Genomic DNA, 17,581 nt, shown 5'->3' with positions numbered 1-17,581 from the left:
ATGCTCTCCCCATCAATTACAGGTGATAGATATCAATCACCTGATTGATGTAATCGTTGCTCAGAACCACCTTCTTCTCGGTAATCAGCGGCTGCTCGCCGCTGCAGTCCAGGGTGTAGAAAGACACGCCGAAGAAGGACTGGGTCGTGTGATAACGGTGGCTGTTGGTCTGCCAGTTGAACCGAAGCTTCACGGTGTCACCGTCCCGCTCCAGGATTTCCAGGTTGCTGGTCAGGTGCACGGTGCGCGGCTCGGGAATAGAGCTGGCACCGGAGCGCTCGGTCTTCAACCGGTATACGCGATCTTCCAGACCGTTGCGGTTCGGGTAGTAGATCAGTGAAATCTCGGTCTGCGGATCTTCGGTCAGCTCGTTGTCATCGTCCCACGCCGGCATCCAGTAGGTGACGTCCTCGTGGTAGCACTTCAGCCACTCATCCCACTGCCGATCATCCAGCAGGCGGGCTTCCCGGTAGACAAAGGCCTGGATCTGCTCGTATGACATGCTCATGCGGAAGCCTCCTCGGTCAGGGAAATAAAGCGGGCGCGCTCGGTATCAATCGCCTTGGTCATCTCTTCCACCCAATGCTGGTGGTGCGTCACGTACAGGCCTTCATCTTCCGGCTTGGCGCCACTGAGGATTGGCTTCAGATTGATACCCTTGGCCCAGTCGTCCGCGCCTTCAATCCAGTGCTGGGCGCCACGGCTCATGTCGTTCCATTTGGTACCCTTGGCGTAGTAGCCCTCCTGGCAAGCGCGGAACTCTTCCAGGTCATCCGGCGTGCCCATGCCGGACACGTTGAAGAAGTCTTCGTACTGGCGGATGCGCTTGGCGCGGTTTTCGGCGGATTCACCCTTGGGTGCCCAGCAGTAGATGGTGATCTCGGTCTTGTTGACGTCGATCGGGCGCAGCACCCGGATCTGGGTGGAGAACTGGTCCATCACGTAGACGTTCGGGTACAGGCACAGGTTCTTGGTGGTGCGCACGATGAAGTCGGCCTTCGCCTCACCCACTTCCTTTTCCAGGCGCTCCAGCTGGTTGTATACCGGGCGTACTTCCGGGTTGGTCAGGCGGGTCCACAGCATCATGTGGCCGTTCTCGAAGGAGTAGAAGCCGCCTTCGTTGGACCAGCTCTTGGCGTCTACTGCCTCGGTGCCGCCTTTCTCGTAGTTGCGCTGGCCCATGGTAGACAGGTAGTTCCAGTGCACGGTGCTTACGTGGTAGCCGTCCGCGCCGTTTTCGGCAGTCAGCTTCCAGTTACCCTCGTAGGTATAGGTGGACGCGCCGCGCAGGATCTCCAGGCCTTCCGGCGCCTGGTCAACGATGGCATCGAGCACCTTGGTGGTTTCACCCAGGTACTCTTCCAGCGGCAATACGTCAGAGTTCAGGCTGCCGAACAGGAAGCCGCGGTAGTTTTCGAACTTCGGTAGCTGTTTCAGGTCGTGGGAACCGTCAACGTTGAAGCTTTCCGGGTAACCGCCCTTCTTCTGGTCCTTGGCCTTCAGCAGCTTGCCGTCATTCTTGAAGGTCCAGCCGTGGAACGGGCAGGTGAAGGAGGTCTTGTTGCCGCGCTTTTTGCGGCACAGGGTGGCACCACGGTGGGTACAGGTGTTCAGAATCGCCTTGAGCTCGCCATCCTTGGTCCGGGTGATGATCACCGGCTGACGACCCACCATGGTGGTGTAGTAGTCGCCCGGATTCTCGATCTGGCTCTCATGGGCCAGGAAAATCCAGTTGCCTTCGAAGATGTGTTTCATCTCCAGCTCAAACAGCTCTTCGTCGGTGAAGATGCTGCGGTCACAGCGGTAGTGGCCAGTCTGTGCATCGGCTTCCACCGCGTTGCGGATCGTTTTCTCAAGTCGGTCGAGTTGGCGAGTCATGTTCGTCACTCCATTTTGTTGTTGTGAAAACCGTTTTTCGGGCGTGAGGGCCCCCTGGCCGGCCTGCATTCACAGGCCGGTCGGATCACAAGAACATTGGGATTAAAGGGTTGGAATCAGGCCGCTTCGCCTTCCAGGGCGCGCTTGCGCTCATGGCGGCTTTGCAGCTCAGGCTTGTCGGTAGCAACCAGCTGGATGTTGAACTCCACTTCGGTGAACGGCTTGTTCAGGCCGAACTGCTCAGCCTTGGCCGGGTCTTCGATGCGGTTGGCTTCAACCACCAGCTCTTCACGGGTGGCGAAGGCGAAGTCGTCGTAGGTGTACTCGTCACCGGCCAGGTTGATCTGGGTGGTCAGGTGCTTGTAACCCGGCTTGGCGATAAAGAAGTGGATATGCGCCGGACGGTTACCGTGACGACCCAGCAGGTTCAGCAGTGCCTGGGTAGAACCCTCTGGCGGGCAGCCGTAGCCAGCCGGAATGATGGACTGGGCGGTGTAACGGCCGTTATCGTCGGTCTTGATGCGGCGACGCAGGTTGTAATCGCTCTGGGACTGGTCAAAGTAGGAGTAGTTGCCCATGGTGTTGGCGTGCCATACGTCAACCACGGCGTTGGCGACCGGCTGGCCATTCTCGTCGGTCACCTGACCGGTCAGGATCATGGTCTCGGCACTTTCGTCGGAACCATCATCCATGCGGGCAAAGCCTTCGCTCATGGGGGCACCGGCTACATACAGCGGGCCTTCAATGGTGCGCGGCGTGCCACCGGCCAGGCCGGCTTGCTCGTCTTCGGCATCCATACGGATGTCCAGGTATTTGTCCATGCCCAGGCCCGGCGCCAGCAGGGCGGCTTCGCCGTTCTTGCCCAGGTCACCAACGTAGTAAACGGCCTGCCAGAACTCTTCTGCTGTCACGTCAAAGTCTTCAACAATCTGGAAAATATCGTGCATCAGACGATGAACAATTTTCTTTACTCGCTCGTTTCCACCTTCCTGGTTGAAGCCGGCCACTTTCTCCAGCAGGTCCTTCACGTCCGCAGTATGCATGGTTTTAACGGTCATGATTGTTCTCCTCGGTTACTGTTATTTTTGTTGCTCGTATCAGTTCATCAGTTAGCAACAATGGGTGTGATTAACGGTCATCCTCATGGATGGAAGACGGGTGCCGGCACAAGGGCGCGACGGTGATATCCATATAAGGGAACAGCGGCAGGTTGCTGATCAGGTCTTGCAACTCGGCGTTGTCTGCCACGTCAAAGATACTGACGTTGGCGTAGCTGCCCGCCACCCGCCACAGGTGGCGCCACTTACCCTGTTTTTGCAGGTCCTGGGCGTAGGCTTTTTCCCGGGCCTTGATGTCCGCAACCACTTCGGCGGGCATGTCGTGGGGGATGTTCACCTTCATCTCAACTTTGAACAGCATGTGCTTTCCTCCGTTTACTGAATCTTTTGGCGTATCAGGCTTTGCGGCGATACCGGTCCAGCTTGTCTTCATCAATTTCCACACCCAGGCCCGGGCCCTTCGGCAGGTCGACGCCGTTGTTGTGGAAGTTCAGCGGCTTGACCACGATGTCGTCTTTCATCAGCAGCGGGCCGAACATCTCCGTGCCCCAGTGCAGGGTTTCCAGGGTTGACCATGCATGCAGGGAAGCGGCAGTGCCGATGGTGCCTTCCAGCAAGGTGCCGCCGTACAGGCCGATACCCGCTGCCTGGGCCACCTTCGCCTGGTCCAGTGCCTTCATCGGGCCACCCGCCTTGGCAATTTTCATCGCTACGGCGCCGCTGAAACCCGCGGCCGCCAGGCTGAACATATCCTTGGCGTCTGCCACGGCCTCGTCGGCCAGGATGGGCAGGTGGAACTTTTCAGACAGCCGTACCAGGGCGGCGTAATCCTTCATCGGGGTGGGCTGCTCTACCAGGTCAATACCGGCAGCCTGCAACTCGGCCATGCCTTTTGCCGCGGTCGCTTCATCCCAGGCCTGATTCACATCCACGCGGACACTGGCGCTGTCACCGACCGCTTCTTTAATCGCCGCCACATGGCGAACATCGTCCATCACCGGGCGGGAACCGATCTTGAGTTTGAAATCACAGTGGCGGCGGGTTTCGAGCAGCCCCAGGGCCTCTTCGATGTCTTTAGCGGTATCGCCGCTGGCCAGGGTCCAGAGCACCGGGATGTGCTGGTGCAGTGCGCCGCCCAGCAGGTCCGACACCGGGCGATTCAGGCGCTTGCCCTGAAGGTCCAGCAGGGCGGTCTCGATGGCAGACTTGGCCAGGTTGTTGCCGCGGGTGGAGCGGTCTAACATTACCCTTAAGGTATTGACATTATCGGCCGACTGGCCAATCAGTTGCGGTTTGAAATAGGTATCAATGGTAAGCTTTACGCTTTCCGGGCTTTCCGGGCCGTAGGCCAGGCCGCCGATGGTGGTTGCCTCGCCCAGGCCTTCCACGCCATCAGAATCCTTAACACGCACAATCACCATGGTCTGAACCCCCATGGTTGTCATGGAAAGCTTGTGCGGTCGAATGGTCGGGATATCGACCAGGATGGCTTCAAGGGACTTAATGGTGGCTGACATGACTGCTCCGAATCGCAAGGTAAAAATCCTGTGATTCAAACAGTACGAAGTTTCACTGACGTGAACCAATATTGATTAAGTAATAACCGATACCCTGGAGGTATGGATGGAGCTGAGACACTTGCGGTACTTCGTCGCAGTGGCCGAAGCAGGCAACCTGACCCGCGCCGCCGAAAAGCTGTTTATTGCGCAACCACCCCTGACCCGGGCGATCAAACAGCTGGAACAGGAAGTAGGTGTGGAGTTATTTATTCGCAAACCACGGGGCCTGGAGCTGACCACCGGCGGTGAGTACTTTCTGGAGCAGGCCAAGCAGGTACTGGACAAGGTTAATGCCACCGTGGACGATACCCGCCGGATCGCCCAGCACCGGAAAACCCTGTTCTCGATCGGCTTTGTGCCATCGGTGTTCTATGGGCAGTTACCCCTGATGGTTCGCCGGCTTCGGCAGAACAAAAACCTGGAAATTGTGCTGCACGAGCTGAAAACCCGGGAGCAGGTCGAAGCTCTGAAGGTGGGAAGGATTGATATCGGCTTTGGCCGGCTGAACATCCAGGATCCGGACGTAGAACAGGAAATCCTCTTCGACGAGCCGATGATTGCAGCCGTTCCGGCAAGCCATCCCCTCACCCGGCACCCGCCCTCCATGAAGGAACTCTCGGGGGTGCCCATGATCACCTTCCCCGCCGGCGCCGGCCCCAACTTTTCCGATATTACCCAGGGGTTGTTTCACCGTCGCGGCCTCAGAGTACATGTCATCCAGCAAGTGAACGACCTGCAAACCGCCTTGTCTCTGGTGGCCTCTGACATGGGCTTTACCCTGGTGCCAGAGCAGGTGCGCCGTCTGCACCGTGAAGGGGTGGACTATATGCCGCTGGAGGATGACAACATTACCACGCCGGTGATCGCCTCCCGCCGAAGAGGAGAAAGCCCCAACGCAGTCATGCGCCTGACAAATACGATTCTGGGGGAGTTGATCGAAAACCGGGTGATGGGCCGGTACCCCTGAGCATCAGCGAGCGGTTTGCCGGACCTTTTCGGCCACTGCCTGCAGGCGGGGCAGGTAGGTGTTCATCAGGGTATCCATATCCACCCGTGCGGCGTTGGTACTGATGTTCAGTGCCCCCAGCAACTCGCCACTACCAGCAAACGCTGGCACTGCCACCGAGCGCAGTCCCTGGTCCAGTTCCTGGTCAACCATCGCATAGCCCTGATCGCGAACCTTATCTATTTCTTTCCGAAGCGCCTGCTTGTCGGTAATGGAAAACTCGGTATAAGGCTCAAGACTGACCCTGTCGAGATACGCTTCCAACTCATGCTTCGGCAACTGGGCCAATAACACCCGCCCCATCGAGGTATAGGCCGCCGGCAGCCGAGTGCCGACCGACAAGGTAATGGCCATCAACCGGTGGCGGGCCGCCGAGCGCACCACGTAAACCACGTCATCACCATCCAGGACGGCCAGAGAAGACGACTCCCCGAGTTCAGCTGTCACGTCTTCAAGGTACTGTTGAATCACAGCCCGATACTGGTTTGACGCCTGGTAGGCATAACCCAGCTGAAGCACCCGGGGGGTCAGCTCAAACTGCCGGCCGGTTCGCTTCACAAAGCCCAGTGCGTGCAGCGTCAGCAGGAAGCGCCGGGTCTTGGCCCGGTCCATCTCGGTGCGGGCTGCCACTTCGCTCAGGGTCATTCGTGGGTGCTCCGCATCAAAAGCCTGTAAAACCTCCAGCCCCGAAGCCAACGCTCCCACGTAATCCCGATCACCGGGCTTGAGAATCTGCTCGTCCATTCTGACTCCTTAAGTACCGTTACTGGCCTTAGTTTCGCACGCCCACAGCGTGTTCGCACAACGAACAACTGTACATTTTTGCCTTGTGAACAAAATTTGTACTTGACGACCCAAAACCAATCGCGCCATCATGTTCGCATATTAAACTTATGTTCGTACAGCGAACTCATCACAGAAGTGACACAGGAGGCATTGCGATGGCCGAGTTTCTTCCCCTCAAGGAAGCGGTGAGCAAGTACATCAACAACGGTGATACCGTGGCGATGGAAGGCTTCACCCACCTGATCCCGTTTGCTGCGGGCCATGAAATCATCCGTCAGGAAAAGCGGGATCTGACCCTGATCCGCATGACCCCGGACCTGGTGTATGACCAGATGATCGGTGCCGGCTGTGCCAAAAAACTGATCTTCTCCTGGGGCGGCAACCCGGGTGTGGGCTCCCTGCACCGCCTGCGGGATGCTGTTGAAAAGGGCTGGCCGAACCAGCTGGAGATTCTCGAACACAGCCACGCGGCCATGGCCAACGCCTATGAAGCTGGTGCGGCCGGCCTGCCGCTGGCAGTTCTGCGCGGATATGTAGGCAGCGATCTGCCGAAAGTAAATGACCAGATCAAGTTCATCGAATGCCCGTTCACCGGTGAGCGCCTGGCGGCCGTGCCGTCGATTCGCCCGGACGTGGCGGTAATCCATGCCCAGCGGGCCGACCGCAAGGGCAATGTGCTGATTGAAGGCATCGTCGGTATCCAGAAAGAAGTGGTACTGGCCGCCAAGCGCAGCATTGTCACCGTCGAGGAAATCGTGGATGACCTGGGCGCATCGGTTAATGCCTGCGTGCTGCCGTCCTGGGCGATCACCGCGATTGCCGAGGCTCCGAAAGGCGCCAGGCCGTCCTATGCACTGGGCTACTACGACCGCGACAACGCCTTCTACAAAGACTGGGACGGCATTGCCCGCGACCGCGAGACCTTCCAGACCTGGCTGCAAGAAAACGTATTCGAGAAAGGAGCCGCGTGATGAGCCTTGAATTCACATCTTCAGAAATGATGAGCGTTACCGCTGCCCGTGCGCTGACCAACGACATGACTTGCTTCGTGGGTATCGGCCTGCCCAGTGAGGCCGCCAACCTGGCTCGCCTGACCCACGCTCCGGATGTCACCCTGATCTACGAATCCGGCACCCTGCAAACCAAGCCGGACGTGCTGCCACTGTCCATCGGCGACGGCGAGCTGTGCGAATCGGCCCTGACCACCGTCTCCGTGCCCGAGATGTTCCGTTACTGGCTGCAGGGCGGCCACATCAGCGTTGGCTTCCTGGGCACCGCCCAGATCGACCGTTACGCTAACCTGAACACCACCCTGATCGGCGATTACCGCGAGCCGAAAGTTCGCCTGCCCGGCGGTGGCGGCGCCCCGGAAATTGCCACCAACGCGAAGGAAGTGTTCATTACCGTGAAGCACTCCAGGCGCACCTTCGTGAAGGATGTGGACTTCGTGACCACCGTCGGCTTCGGCCGTGACGGCAAGGCCCGGGACAACGTACCGAACATTGGCCGTGGCCCCACGGTGGTCATTACCGACCTGTGCATCCTCAAGCCGGATCCGGAGACTAAGGAGCTCGTGGTCACCTCCCTGCACCCGAACGTGACCCGGGAAGACGTGATCGAGGCGACCGGCTGGGACATCCGCTTCGCCGAGCAGCTGGAAACCACCCCGGCGCCGACCGCCGAGGAACTCAAAGTGCTGCGGGACCTGAAAACCCGCACCAATGCCCATCATTCCGGCCAACAGTGAGGTCCACCATGACTGACGTATTCATTTGCCATCCCCGCCGCTCCGCCATCGGCCGTTTCGGCGGCACCCTGGCCAGTGTGCGCCCGGACGACCTTGCCGCCCATATTTTCAAGGCCGTGCTGGAGCAGGCGCCGGAACTGGACCCTGCCGCCATCGACGAAGTAATGATGGGCAGCGCCAACCAGGCCGGTGAAGACAACCGCAACGTAGCGCGTATGTCTGCGCTGCTGGCGGGCTTGCCCACTTCCGTGCCCGGCACCACCCTCAACCGGCTGTGCGGATCCGGCATGGACGCCGTGGGCACTGCCTTCCGCGCCATCCGCGCCGGTGAAATGGACCTGGTACTGGCCGGCGGCGTGGAATCCATGTCCCGCGCGCCCTACGTGATGGGCAAGGCTGACTCCGCGTTCTCCCGCGGCCAGAAGATCGAAGACACCACCATCGGCTGGCGCTTTGTGAATCCGCTGATGAAAAAGCAGTACGGCGTCGATTCAATGCCGGAAACGGCGGAGAACGTGGCCGAGCAGTACAAGGTGTCGCGGGAAGATCAGGACCTGTTCGCCTTCCGCTCCCAGCAGAAAACCGCTCGGGCACAGCAGGAAGGTGTATTTGCCGAAGAGATCGTGCCGGTGTCCATTCCGCGCCGCAAACAAGACCCGCTGGTGTTCGACACCGACGAACATCCCCGCGCCAGTACCCTGGAGAAACTCGCGGCCCTGCCAGCTCCATTCCGTGAAAACGGCAGTGTGACCGCCGGCAACGCTTCGGGCGTCAACGACGGCGCCGCCGCGATGCTGGTGGCCAGCGAAGCAGCAGTCAAACAGCACGGGCTGAAGCCTATGGCGAAAATTCTGGGCATGGCGACCGCTGGCGTAGAACCGAGGATCATGGGTATTGGCCCTGTCCCGGCTGTCCAGAAGCTGCTGAAAAAACAGGGCATCAGCATCGATGAGATCGACGTGATCGAGCTCAACGAAGCCTTCGCCGCCCAGGGCCTGGCCGTGCTGCGTGAGCTGGGCGTTGCCGATGACGACCCCCGGGTGAACCCGAACGGTGGTGCCATTGCCCTCGGCCACCCACTGGGCATGTCCGGCGCGCGCCTGCTGCAGACTGCGGCACACCAACTGCAGCGCACTGGCGGCCGCTACGCCCTGTGCACCATGTGTGTGGGTGTGGGTCAGGGTATTGCTACACTGATTGAACGGGTCTGATCGGACCCATTCTGAGGAGACAACATGGCATTTCTGAATCACAACGGCCGCACCATCTGCTATCGCATGCTGGGCGACAGCCAAAAGCCGTTATTGATGCTGGCACACCCTCTGGGCATGACCCAGGGGGTTTGGGACGACATGCTGCCCACGCTGTTACCAAAGTTCCGGGTTCTGACCTGGGACCTGCCCGGGCACGGTGCAAGTGGCGCCTGGCCCGAAACGGCCGGAGAAATCACACCGGAAGATCTGGCACAGGAAACCCTGGCACTGGCGAAAGAAGCCGGGGTATCCAGCTTTCATTTTGCCGGCACCTCTATCGGCGGGGTAATCGGTCAACAGCTGATTGCCGCCCATAGCGAGCAGCTTGAGATCGCCACGCTGACCAACACCGGCGCCATCATTGGCACCGCGGAAGCCTGGAGCCTGCGTGCGGCCAATGTTCGGGAGAAAGGCCTGGTGGCGATGGCCGGCGAAATCGTACCCCGCTGGTTCGGCCCGAATGCCTGTCAGGAACAGCCTGCGCTTCTGGACGGCTGGAAAGTGATCATGGGACGGGGCGACGCCAACAGCTATGCACTGCTGTGCGAAATGCTGGGCAAAGCGGACTTCCGGGAAAAGCTGCACGGTCACAGGGTACCGTTACTGCTGATCGGTGGCTCCGAAGACCTGGCAACACCACCAGAGTCCCTGAAAGCACTGGCACAGTTCAGTGGCGCGTCGGACCCGGTTATTCTGGATGGGATCGGGCACGTACCTTCCGTTGAATGCCCTCAGACCCTGGCCTCGCAACTCCTGCAAAGCCTGAGTTAACCGGGAGCGAGCAAACACCCGCGCCCCGGCAACTCGTTGATTCACTTCTGGCCAGCAATGATCAGAAGTGAATCACCGACCGGATGCTCTTACCCTCGTGCATCAGGTCAAACGCCTTGTTGATGTCTTCCAGCTTCATCTCGTGGGTGATGAACACATCCAGCGGGATCTCACCTTTCTCGGCTTTTTCCACGTAAGACGGCAGCTCCGTGCGGCCTTTCACGCCACCGAAGGCGGAACCGCGCCATACCCGGCCGGTTACCAGCTGGAACGGGCGGGTGCTGATCTCTTCACCGGCACCGGCCACGCCGATGATGGTGCTTTCACCCCAGCCCTTATGGCAGGCTTCCAGCGCGGCACGCATCAGCTTCACGTTGCCCACACACTCGAAGGTGTAGTCGGCACCGCCATCGGTCATTTCGATGATGACTTCCTGGATCGGCTTGTCGTAATCGTTCGGGTTAACCACATCGGTAGCACCCAGCTGTTTGGCGATGTCGAACTTGCCCGGGTTGATGTCGACGGCAATGATGCGACCAGCCTTGGCCATGGTCGCACCGATGATGGCTGCCAGGCCGATGCCACCCAGACCAAAGATAGCCACAGTCGCACCTTCCTCAACCTTGGCGGTGTTCAGTACCGCACCGATGCCGGTGGTTACGCCACAACCCAGCAGGCACACCTTGTCCAGGGGCGCTTCCTTGGGGATCTTGGCCAGGGAGATTTCCGGCAGCACGGTGTATTCAGAGAAGGTGGAGCAGCCCATGTAGTGGTACAGCGGCTGGCCCTTGTAGGAGAAGCGGGAGGTGCCGTCCGGCATCACACCCTTGCCCTGGGTTTCACGCACAGCGCCACACAGGTTGGTCTTGCCGGAGGTGCAGAATTTACACTTGCCACACTCGGCTGTGTACAGCGGAATCACGTGGTCGCCCACTTCCAGGCCGGTTACGCCAGGGCCCACCGCTTCGACAATGCCGCCACCCTCGTGGCCCAGAATGGTCGGAAACAGGCCCTCGGGGTCAGCGCCGGACAGGGTGTAGGCATCGGTATGGCACACACCGGTTGCCACGATCTTCACCAGCACTTCGCCTTCCTTGGGTGGTGCCACATCCACTTCAACAATTTCCAGCGGTTTATTGGCTTCAAATGCCACAGCTGCGCGGGATTTGATCACGTTCAGTCTCCTCGTTTCCGTTTGGTCGGGTCAGGCTTGCGGGATACACTCTTAACTTTAACACGCCTGCCGGCTGCAGGCTTTCCCGCGCTGCAATCTCATACGCAGGCGCGGGCGTATAGATTCCCGAACTGTCAGAAAGGGCCCTTCAGGTGCGCACACTCTACTGGTTTACCCGCGATCTTCGCATGCACGACAACGCTGCCCTGCTGGCCGCCGGCCGCTCAGACATGCTGCTGTGCGTGTACGTGGTAGAGCCCCGCTGGTTCCAACCCGGGCCGCTCGGGCTCAGCGCCATGGGCGAACACCGCTGGCGTTTCCTGTGGCAAAGCCTGATGACCCTGGAACGCAATCTCCGGCCCCTTGGCCAGCGCCTCCACATCGCGTTTGGGGAGCCAGAAAACGTGCTTCCCGAACTGGTACAACAACACCAGGTCAACCAGGTAATCCGCACCCGGCAGCCAGGCACAGAAGAAGCTAGTCAATGGCAGGGCCTTCAGGAGAAGCTGCCGGATGTGCACTTCCAGCAATTTGAAACCCTGAGCCTGTTCACTGAAAAATCCCTGCCCATGGACCTGGCCGACTTACCCCACACCTTCTCCCAGTTCCGCAAGCTGGTGGAAAAACAGGGTGACCGCTGCACCGACCGGCTACGCATCCGCACCATGACAGCCCTGCCGCCGCCTCCGGGATTTGCGAAGGACAACCGGGGCGATTGCCCGCCGATTACCGAGCCGGAACACGATGCCGGCTTCCGGGGTGGTGAAGAAGCCGGGCTGCGGCAATTACGGGAATATCTGTTTGTCAGCCATGGCATAGCCCGCTACAAGGAAACCCGCAACGCACTGGATGATCCGCTGGCGTCATCCCGCCTGTCACCCTGGCTGGCCAATGGCTGCCTGTCGGTACGCGAGGTAACCGGCATGATTGACGAATACGAGCAGTCCGAAACCCGCAACGATTCCACCTACTGGCTGTGGTTCGAGCTGTTGTGGCGGGAATACTTTTACTGGTACGCCATGAAGCACGGCCGCCGGCTGTTCCTGCGGGATGGCGTACAACAGCAAAGCCGTGACACCGCCTTCCACCGGCCGGATTTCGAGAGCTGGTGCCAGGGCACCACACCCTACCCGCTGGTCAACGCCGCCATGAACCAGCTCCGGCTCACCGGCTATATCAGCAACCGGGCACGGCAACTGGCAGTACCTCGCCGGCGTGGGCGCAGACCCCCGTGGATTGCGCCAGTTTAATCTGGACAAGCAGGCCAGCCAGTACGATCCTGAAGGGCATTTCGTGGCACGCTGGCAAGGCGAAGCCTGAATATCATGCCGGGCTGGTAACAACCCTGCCACCCAGGGCCTCAAGGGAGCCAGCCTGGCGAAGCGGATTTTTGTCGGCTGACGGGTTATCTTGGGCGCACCAACGTTTAGTAAGGTAAGAGTGTATGGCGTGGATTACAGATAAAACGGCTAAGCATCAGCTGGACAAGGAAGCCAGCCAGGTTCAGAAAGAGGACCTGCAATCCCTGCTGGAACGACAGAAAGCCATCGAAGACAAAGTGAAGAACAGCGGCAAGCTAAAGCGTTTTGGCACCGACATCCACCTGATGTTCTCGCTGATCCGGGACTACTGGCGCGGCGACTACCGGGCCATTCCCTGGAAATCCATTGCCGCCATCGCAGGCGCCCTGCTGTACGTGATGAACCCGCTGGACCTGATTCCGGACCTCATTTTCGGCTTTGGCCTGCTGGATGATGCCGGCGTCGTTGCCCTGTGCCTGAAACTGGTGGAATCCGACCTGCACAAGTACGCAGCCTGGAAAGACCTCAATGAAACCTGAGTAACGGCACTCAGGCTTCCGACGCCTCCGGCTGCTGGCCCCGACGGCTCGCCCGCCATTCCCGGAACTGCTCCACCCAGGATAACAGTGCCGGAATCACCAGCAACACCAGGAAGGTCGCCAACCCCAGGCCAAAGGCGATGGATGTCGCCATCGGAATCAGGAACTGGGCCTGCAGGGAGGTTTCAAACAGCAGGGGCAACAGGCCGCCGATGGTGGTCAGGGAGGTCAGCAACACTGCCCGCACCCGCTGCACCGCCGCTTCGTTCAGGGCATCGGTAATGCCCAGGCCTTTCTGTCGCTGCTGGTTGTAGAAAGCCACCAGGATAATCGCGTTGTTGACCACGATGCCTGACAAGCCGAACAGACCAAACAGTGACAGAATCGTCAGTTGAAGCCCCATGACCCAATGCCCCAACAGGGCACCCACCAGGGCGAACGGGATGATGGCCATCACGATCAGCGGCAAACTCCAGGACGCAAACACCCAGGCCAGCACCACGTACATCAGCGCAACCCCGATCACCAGGCCGCTTTTCATGTCGTCCATGGTTTCGCGCTGGTCAGCGGAACGGCCTTCAAAGCTGTAACGCACGCCGTAGCGGCTGGCAATGTCCGGCAGCGCGCCGGCCTGCAGGCTCTCGATCACCTGGTCGGTCGTGGCCACCCGGGTATTGAGTGCTGACGTCACTTCCACCGCCAGCTTGCCATCGGCGTGGCGCAGAGCCTGGAAGCCCTGACGGTGATCCAGGTTCATCACCTGGGCTAGGGGCACAAACCGGCCGTCGGGCAGGCGCACGGTCATGCGCTCGAGGGTGGAATACTGTTCCCGCTGATCCCGGGGCAGCTGCACCCGCACTTCCACTTCGTCGCGACCATCCTGGTAGATCTGGGCGATCCGGCCGTCAAAGGCGGCCCGCAACTGCCGGCCAAGATCCACCGTGGTCAGGCCCAGGGCCTCACCAAACGGGCTCACCTGGTAGATCAGTTGTTCCCGGCCCCAGGGCATGTCGTCTTCCACATCCAGCACCCCGGGCAGGGTGCTCAGGGCCTGAGCCACTTCGTCAGCGGCCCGTTTCAGGTTTTCTGCGTTATCGCCGCTCAGGCGTACGTTCACATCCCGCCCCGGAGGCCCGGCCTGGCGTTCATTGATGTTCAGGGCATCCAGCCCGGCGGGCAGCGCCATGCGGCTGCGCCATTCCCGCATAAACTCCGGGTTACGAACATCCCGCCGGTCCGACGGCACCAGCTCCACCAGCATGGAGCCCAGTTCGTCATCGTTACGGGAGCTGCCTTCAGCACCCTGGGTGGCCCCGAAGGTGGTTACCGCATGGCGGATCAGGTTACCGCCCAGGGCCTGTTCGGTTTCGTTCAGGGTCTGCTGCATCTGGCGCATGAAATCTTCCACGGTGCCTTTGTCCGTGCCGGCCACAAAGCTGGCATTGGCATAGAACACGGAAGGCTCCGGTGTGGGGAAGAAGTTAAAGCCCAGGCGGCCGCCGGCCAACAGGCCCACCGTCACAATCGCCAGGGCCAGGGCGCTGGCCACGGTAGCGCCGCGGTGTTTCAGGCTGTACCGGGAAAACCGGCGGAACGGGCCTTCCCGGAAACGATCAAAGCTCTGCTCAAAACGATCCCGGAACCGGCTTACCGGGTTGCCGCGTGGGCGAGCGCCCTGCTCCGGTAGCTTGTCGCCCTTGTCCTTGACCACAAAGGCATGGCGCAGGTGAGCCGGCAGTACCACAAAGCATTCCAGCAGCGACGCCACCAGAACACAGATCATCACCAGCGGAATATCGCCCAGAATGTTGCCGATAATACCACCCACCACCAGCAGCGGCATAAACGCAGCCACCGTGGTCAGGGACGAGGCCAGCACCGGCCACACCATGCGCTTGGCGGCGCCTTCGGCGGCGTAGATGGATTGCTCTCCCATGCGGGCATGGGCGTCGGCATCCTCGCCCACCACAATGGCATCATCCACGATAACCCCGAGCGCCATGATCAAGGCAAACAGCGACATCATGTTGATAGAGCCACCCAACAGCCACAGCACCGCCAGCGCGGCCATAAAGGCGGTGGGAATGCCGATGGCCACCCAGGCCGCCACCCGCCCGGGCAGAAACAGGTACAGCAGGGCGATCACCAACACCAGGCCGCTTAGGCCATTGTTCACCAGCAGGGAAATCCGGTCTTCCAGCAGCTGCCAGGTTTCGTCATACACCTGCATTTTGATGGTGGGTGGTAATACCGGGCGGGTGTCTTCCAGCCAGCTTTCCAGCACCCGGGCCGCCGCCAGCGAATTGCCGTTCTCCGCCCGCTGCAATTGCAGCTCCACCGCCGGCAGGCCTTCGTTTTCCATCACCGTCTGGTTGTCCCGGGCTTCCTGGCGAATGATGGCGATATCACCCAGCTGCAAGCGAATGCGGTCTCCGCTGAGTACCGGAATCGTTTCAAAAGCCTGGGGGCTGCGACGCTGCTCTACCGAACGTAATTCCCGGGTGGCGTCCTGCTGGGCCATCATGCCGGCGGGCAAATCCCGGGACAGGGAAGCAACGCGGTCAGCAATCTGCTCCAGCGACAGCCCCAGGGTTTCCAGGCGTTCTACCGGCACATCCACACTGACCTGCTGTTCAGGCAGGCCGCGGATGTTGATGCGGTCAATACCCCGCTCCAGCAGCTCGTCTTCAAACCGGTACACCAGCTGGCGCAGCTCGCTGCGGTCTACCTCGCCGTATACCAGTAGCCGGGCCACCGGTTCATAACGCTCCACCCGGGCTACCTGGGGTTCCTCGGCATCGCCGGGCAGGTTGTTGAATTCATCCACCTGCTGGCGCACATCGTCCACCGCCTGGATCGGGTCGGTGCCTTCATGGAATTCCAGACTGATGGATGACACCCCCTGGGCGGAGGTGGATGTCATCTTTTTCAGGCCATCGACACTGCGCAGGCGCTGCTCCAGCGGGTCGGTAATACCTCGCTCCACGTCTTCCGCAGAGGCACCACTCCAGACCACCCGCACACTGACTACGTCCAGGGCGAAGGTCGGGAAAAACTGGATATTCATCCGGGTTAGGGCCAATGCGCCACCCAGCAACATCACCAGCATCACCAGGTTGCCGGCAACCCGGTGATGAACAAAGAAACCGATTACGCCCTGCTTTCGCTTCACTGGGCAGGCTCCCCGTCAGTACCTGCCAGTTCGACTTTCAGGCCGGTCACAGCGTTGGGCAGGTGGGTGGTGATCAGGCGGGCACCGGGGGTGAGCTGCTCTCCGGCAATCAGCAACCGGCGTTCGCCATTTTCACTGCGGGCCTCACCGATGCGTTCCACTTCAATCCGCTGCATCCGGCCGTCATCGGTCATCAGGTAAACACTGTCTGCGCCATACAGGGCGCTGAACGGTACCTCCACTGCCTGTTCCCGGGCTGGCCGATCAAGGGTCAGGGGCAGCAATGCTCCGGGCCGCAAGCCACCGGGTTCGCCCTGCAGTTCCAGCACGGCTTCGGTACCGGCGGGGTCCGACAGGCCGGCAAAGCGGGCCAGGACGAATTCATGGCCATTATCTGAAATCGCGGTCAGGGTTTGCCCCTGCCCAAGCGCGGTGATCAGTTCGTTCTGGAATACCTGGGGCACCCGGGCCCGCACTTCCAGGCCTCGGGTGGGATACACCGTCAGCAGAGGCTCGTTGCGGGATACCTGATCGCCTACGGCCACCTCAATGCCGGTCACCACACCGTCAAACGGTGCCACCACCCTGGCCCGGTCGACATCCCGTTCCGTCGCGGAAAGGTTAGCCCGGGCCTGAGCCAGTTTGGCCTCGAGGCTTTGCAGGCGGGCGGGGTGTTCCTGGATAGCCCGCAGCCGGGTGCTGACGGTCAGCTCGGCACGTGCCAGGGCATCGGTGGCGGCTTCAAGATTTTCCCGGGAGGCCAGGTTACGCCCCACCAGTGCGTCAATGCGTTCGAACTGGCGGCGGGCGTTGGCGACAATGGCCTGTTCGCTCTTCAGGGCCGCCTGATCGTTGCGGTAGCGCACCTGCTCCGAGCGGATCTGCGCGTCCAGGTCGTCTACCTGGGCCCGGGCCTGGGCCAGGGCCGGGCCAATGTCCGCTTCATCCAGCGCCAGCAACAGATCGCCCTGTTTGACCACCATGCCTTCAGACACCGGGCGTTGCGCCACCCGGCCGGCCAGGGTGGCGGTGATGGTTTGCTGGTCCGGTGCCACCACTTCGCCATACAGGGGCAATACCGGCACCTGGCTGCCCGGTGTAATGGCTTGCACCTCAACACGCCAGCTGCGTTCCGTGGCCGTAACCGCCGCCGGTTCCGGACGGGTGGCTTTCAGGGCAATAAAAACCAGTACACCGACAGCCAGGATGATCAGGGGTAACAGACGTTTAAACATAGCCAGGTTTCTTGTTCCGGTTGGCAGGGTCGCGTTAACGCGCTAAAACTACTATAGAATTTTCAGGGCGGATCCGATGGACCGCACCCTGCGACAAATTCA

The 17,581-nt window shown here is 60.5% G+C and carries 15 protein-coding genes and 1 pseudogene; 7 read left to right on the top strand and 9 right to left on the bottom strand.

Annotated elements, in window-relative coordinates:
- Window positions 1-16 precede the first annotated feature (16 nt).
- From benB to LWH94_RS07180, 5 genes are all read right to left on the bottom strand, one after another.
- On the bottom strand, window positions 17-508 hold the full coding sequence (gene benB / locus LWH94_RS07200; RefSeq protein ID WP_232901696.1) for a benzoate 1,2-dioxygenase small subunit: 492 nt from the start codon (window positions 506-508) through the stop codon (window positions 17-19).
- Complete coding sequence (locus tag LWH94_RS07195; RefSeq protein ID WP_199457810.1) at window positions 505-1,878, bottom strand: Rieske 2Fe-2S domain-containing protein; 1,374 nt, start codon at window positions 1,876-1,878, stop codon at window positions 505-507. Before LWH94_RS07195 ends, benB begins: the two co-directional genes overlap by 4 nt.
- 116 nt (window positions 1,879-1,994) lie before the next feature.
- Window positions 1,995-2,936 carry a catechol 1,2-dioxygenase gene (gene catA, locus LWH94_RS07190; protein ID WP_199457809.1) on the bottom strand — a complete coding sequence of 314 codons (942 nt, stop codon included), beginning with the start codon at window positions 2,934-2,936 and terminating at the stop codon, window positions 1,995-1,997.
- Window positions 2,937-3,006: 70 nt separating this feature from the next.
- Entirely contained in the window at window positions 3,007-3,297 is a 291-nt protein-coding gene (gene catC / locus LWH94_RS07185; RefSeq protein WP_022990604.1) for a muconolactone Delta-isomerase, read from the bottom strand.
- A gap of 34 nt (window positions 3,298-3,331) precedes the next feature.
- The gene (locus LWH94_RS07180; protein WP_232901695.1) at window positions 3,332-4,453 is read right to left on the bottom strand and encodes a muconate/chloromuconate family cycloisomerase; all 1,122 of its coding nucleotides are present in this window, start codon (window positions 4,451-4,453) and stop codon (window positions 3,332-3,334) included.
- Between the two features lie 106 nt (window positions 4,454-4,559).
- On the opposite strand from LWH94_RS07180, the gene LWH94_RS07175 reads away from it, so the two are divergent.
- On the top strand, window positions 4,560-5,462 hold the full coding sequence (locus tag LWH94_RS07175) for a LysR family transcriptional regulator (protein WP_199457807.1): 903 nt from the start codon (window positions 4,560-4,562) through the stop codon (window positions 5,460-5,462).
- Between the two features lie 3 nt (window positions 5,463-5,465).
- On the opposite strand, the gene LWH94_RS07170 is transcribed toward LWH94_RS07175, so the two are convergent.
- Complete coding sequence (locus LWH94_RS07170; protein WP_232901694.1) at window positions 5,466-6,245, bottom strand: IclR family transcriptional regulator domain-containing protein; 780 nt, start codon at window positions 6,243-6,245, stop codon at window positions 5,466-5,468.
- A gap of 197 nt (window positions 6,246-6,442) precedes the next feature.
- Between LWH94_RS07170 and LWH94_RS07165 the strand changes: the two genes are divergently transcribed.
- The 4 genes from LWH94_RS07165 to LWH94_RS07150 are packed head-to-tail and all read left to right on the top strand — an operon-like array spanning window position 6,443 to window position 10,058.
- Window positions 6,443-7,258 (top strand): CoA transferase subunit A, encoded by an 816-nt coding sequence (locus tag LWH94_RS07165; RefSeq protein WP_199457805.1) that lies wholly within the window; start codon window positions 6,443-6,445, stop codon window positions 7,256-7,258.
- On the top strand, window positions 7,258-8,034 hold the full coding sequence (locus tag LWH94_RS07160) for a CoA-transferase subunit beta (RefSeq protein WP_022990599.1): 777 nt from the start codon (window positions 7,258-7,260) through the stop codon (window positions 8,032-8,034). Before LWH94_RS07165 ends, LWH94_RS07160 begins: the two co-directional genes overlap by 1 nt.
- Before the next feature lie 8 nt (window positions 8,035-8,042).
- Window positions 8,043-9,245, top strand: coding sequence for a 3-oxoadipyl-CoA thiolase (pcaF, locus tag LWH94_RS07155; protein ID WP_232901693.1), 1,203 nt, complete (start codon window positions 8,043-8,045; stop codon window positions 9,243-9,245).
- A gap of 24 nt (window positions 9,246-9,269) precedes the next feature.
- On the top strand, window positions 9,270-10,058 hold the full coding sequence (locus LWH94_RS07150) for an alpha/beta fold hydrolase (protein ID WP_232901692.1): 789 nt from the start codon (window positions 9,270-9,272) through the stop codon (window positions 10,056-10,058).
- A gap of 61 nt (window positions 10,059-10,119) precedes the next feature.
- On the opposite strand, the gene LWH94_RS07145 is transcribed toward LWH94_RS07150, so the two are convergent.
- The gene (locus LWH94_RS07145) at window positions 10,120-11,232 is read right to left on the bottom strand and encodes an S-(hydroxymethyl)glutathione dehydrogenase/class III alcohol dehydrogenase (protein ID WP_094624449.1); all 1,113 of its coding nucleotides are present in this window, start codon (window positions 11,230-11,232) and stop codon (window positions 10,120-10,122) included.
- Between the two features lie 188 nt (window positions 11,233-11,420).
- On the opposite strand from LWH94_RS07145, the pseudogene LWH94_RS07140 reads away from it, so the two are divergent.
- Both LWH94_RS07140 and LWH94_RS07135 read left to right on the top strand, forming a co-directional pair.
- Window positions 11,421-12,552 (top strand): annotated as a pseudogene (locus LWH94_RS07140) (DASH family cryptochrome).
- A 124-nt stretch (window positions 12,553-12,676) separates the two neighbouring features.
- Window positions 12,677-13,072 carry a YkvA family protein gene (locus LWH94_RS07135; protein WP_232901691.1) on the top strand — a complete coding sequence of 132 codons (396 nt, stop codon included), beginning with the start codon at window positions 12,677-12,679 and terminating at the stop codon, window positions 13,070-13,072.
- A gap of 10 nt (window positions 13,073-13,082) precedes the next feature.
- Here the strand turns inward: LWH94_RS07135 and LWH94_RS07130 are convergent, their stop codons facing one another.
- Entirely contained in the window at window positions 13,083-16,244 is a 3,162-nt protein-coding gene (locus tag LWH94_RS07130) for an efflux RND transporter permease subunit (RefSeq protein WP_232901690.1), read from the bottom strand.
- Entirely contained in the window at window positions 16,241-17,479 is a 1,239-nt protein-coding gene (locus LWH94_RS07125; protein ID WP_232901689.1) for an efflux RND transporter periplasmic adaptor subunit, read from the bottom strand. Before LWH94_RS07125 ends, LWH94_RS07130 begins: the two co-directional genes overlap by 4 nt.
- Window positions 17,480-17,581 lie beyond the last annotated feature (102 nt).

The sequence above is a fragment of the Marinobacter sp. G11 genome (assembly GCF_021282325.1).
Taxonomy (GTDB): domain Bacteria; phylum Pseudomonadota; class Gammaproteobacteria; order Pseudomonadales; family Oleiphilaceae; genus Marinobacter; species Marinobacter vinifirmus.
This window is presented reverse-complemented; position numbering and strand designations above follow the sequence as displayed.

Bases quoted from the DNA above. Each gene is read 5' to 3' on its own strand.
- benB (WP_232901696.1), bottom strand. From the start codon at position 508: ATGAGCATGTCATACGAGCAGATCCAGGCCTTTGTCTACCGGGAAGCC.
- LWH94_RS07195 (WP_199457810.1), bottom strand. From the start codon at position 1,878: ATGACTCGCCAACTCGACCGACTTGAGAAAACGATCCGCAACGCGGTG.
- catA (WP_199457809.1), bottom strand. From the start codon at position 2,936: ATGACCGTTAAAACCATGCATACTGCGGACGTGAAGGACCTGCTGGAG.
- catC (WP_022990604.1), bottom strand. From the start codon at position 3,297: ATGCTGTTCAAAGTTGAGATGAAGGTGAACATCCCCCACGACATGCCC.
- LWH94_RS07180 (WP_232901695.1), bottom strand. From the start codon at position 4,453: ATGTCAGCCACCATTAAGTCCCTTGAAGCCATCCTGGTCGATATCCCG.
- LWH94_RS07175 (WP_199457807.1), top strand. From the start codon at position 4,560: ATGGAGCTGAGACACTTGCGGTACTTCGTCGCAGTGGCCGAAGCAGGC.
- LWH94_RS07170 (WP_232901694.1), bottom strand. From the start codon at position 6,245: ATGGACGAGCAGATTCTCAAGCCCGGTGATCGGGATTACGTGGGAGCG.
- LWH94_RS07165 (WP_199457805.1), top strand. From the start codon at position 6,443: ATGGCCGAGTTTCTTCCCCTCAAGGAAGCGGTGAGCAAGTACATCAAC.
- LWH94_RS07160 (WP_022990599.1), top strand. From the start codon at position 7,258: ATGAGCCTTGAATTCACATCTTCAGAAATGATGAGCGTTACCGCTGCC.
- pcaF (WP_232901693.1), top strand. From the start codon at position 8,043: ATGACTGACGTATTCATTTGCCATCCCCGCCGCTCCGCCATCGGCCGT.
- LWH94_RS07150 (WP_232901692.1), top strand. From the start codon at position 9,270: ATGGCATTTCTGAATCACAACGGCCGCACCATCTGCTATCGCATGCTG.
- LWH94_RS07135 (WP_232901691.1), top strand. From the start codon at position 12,677: ATGGCGTGGATTACAGATAAAACGGCTAAGCATCAGCTGGACAAGGAA.
- LWH94_RS07125 (WP_232901689.1), bottom strand. From the start codon at position 17,479: ATGTTTAAACGTCTGTTACCCCTGATCATCCTGGCTGTCGGTGTACTG.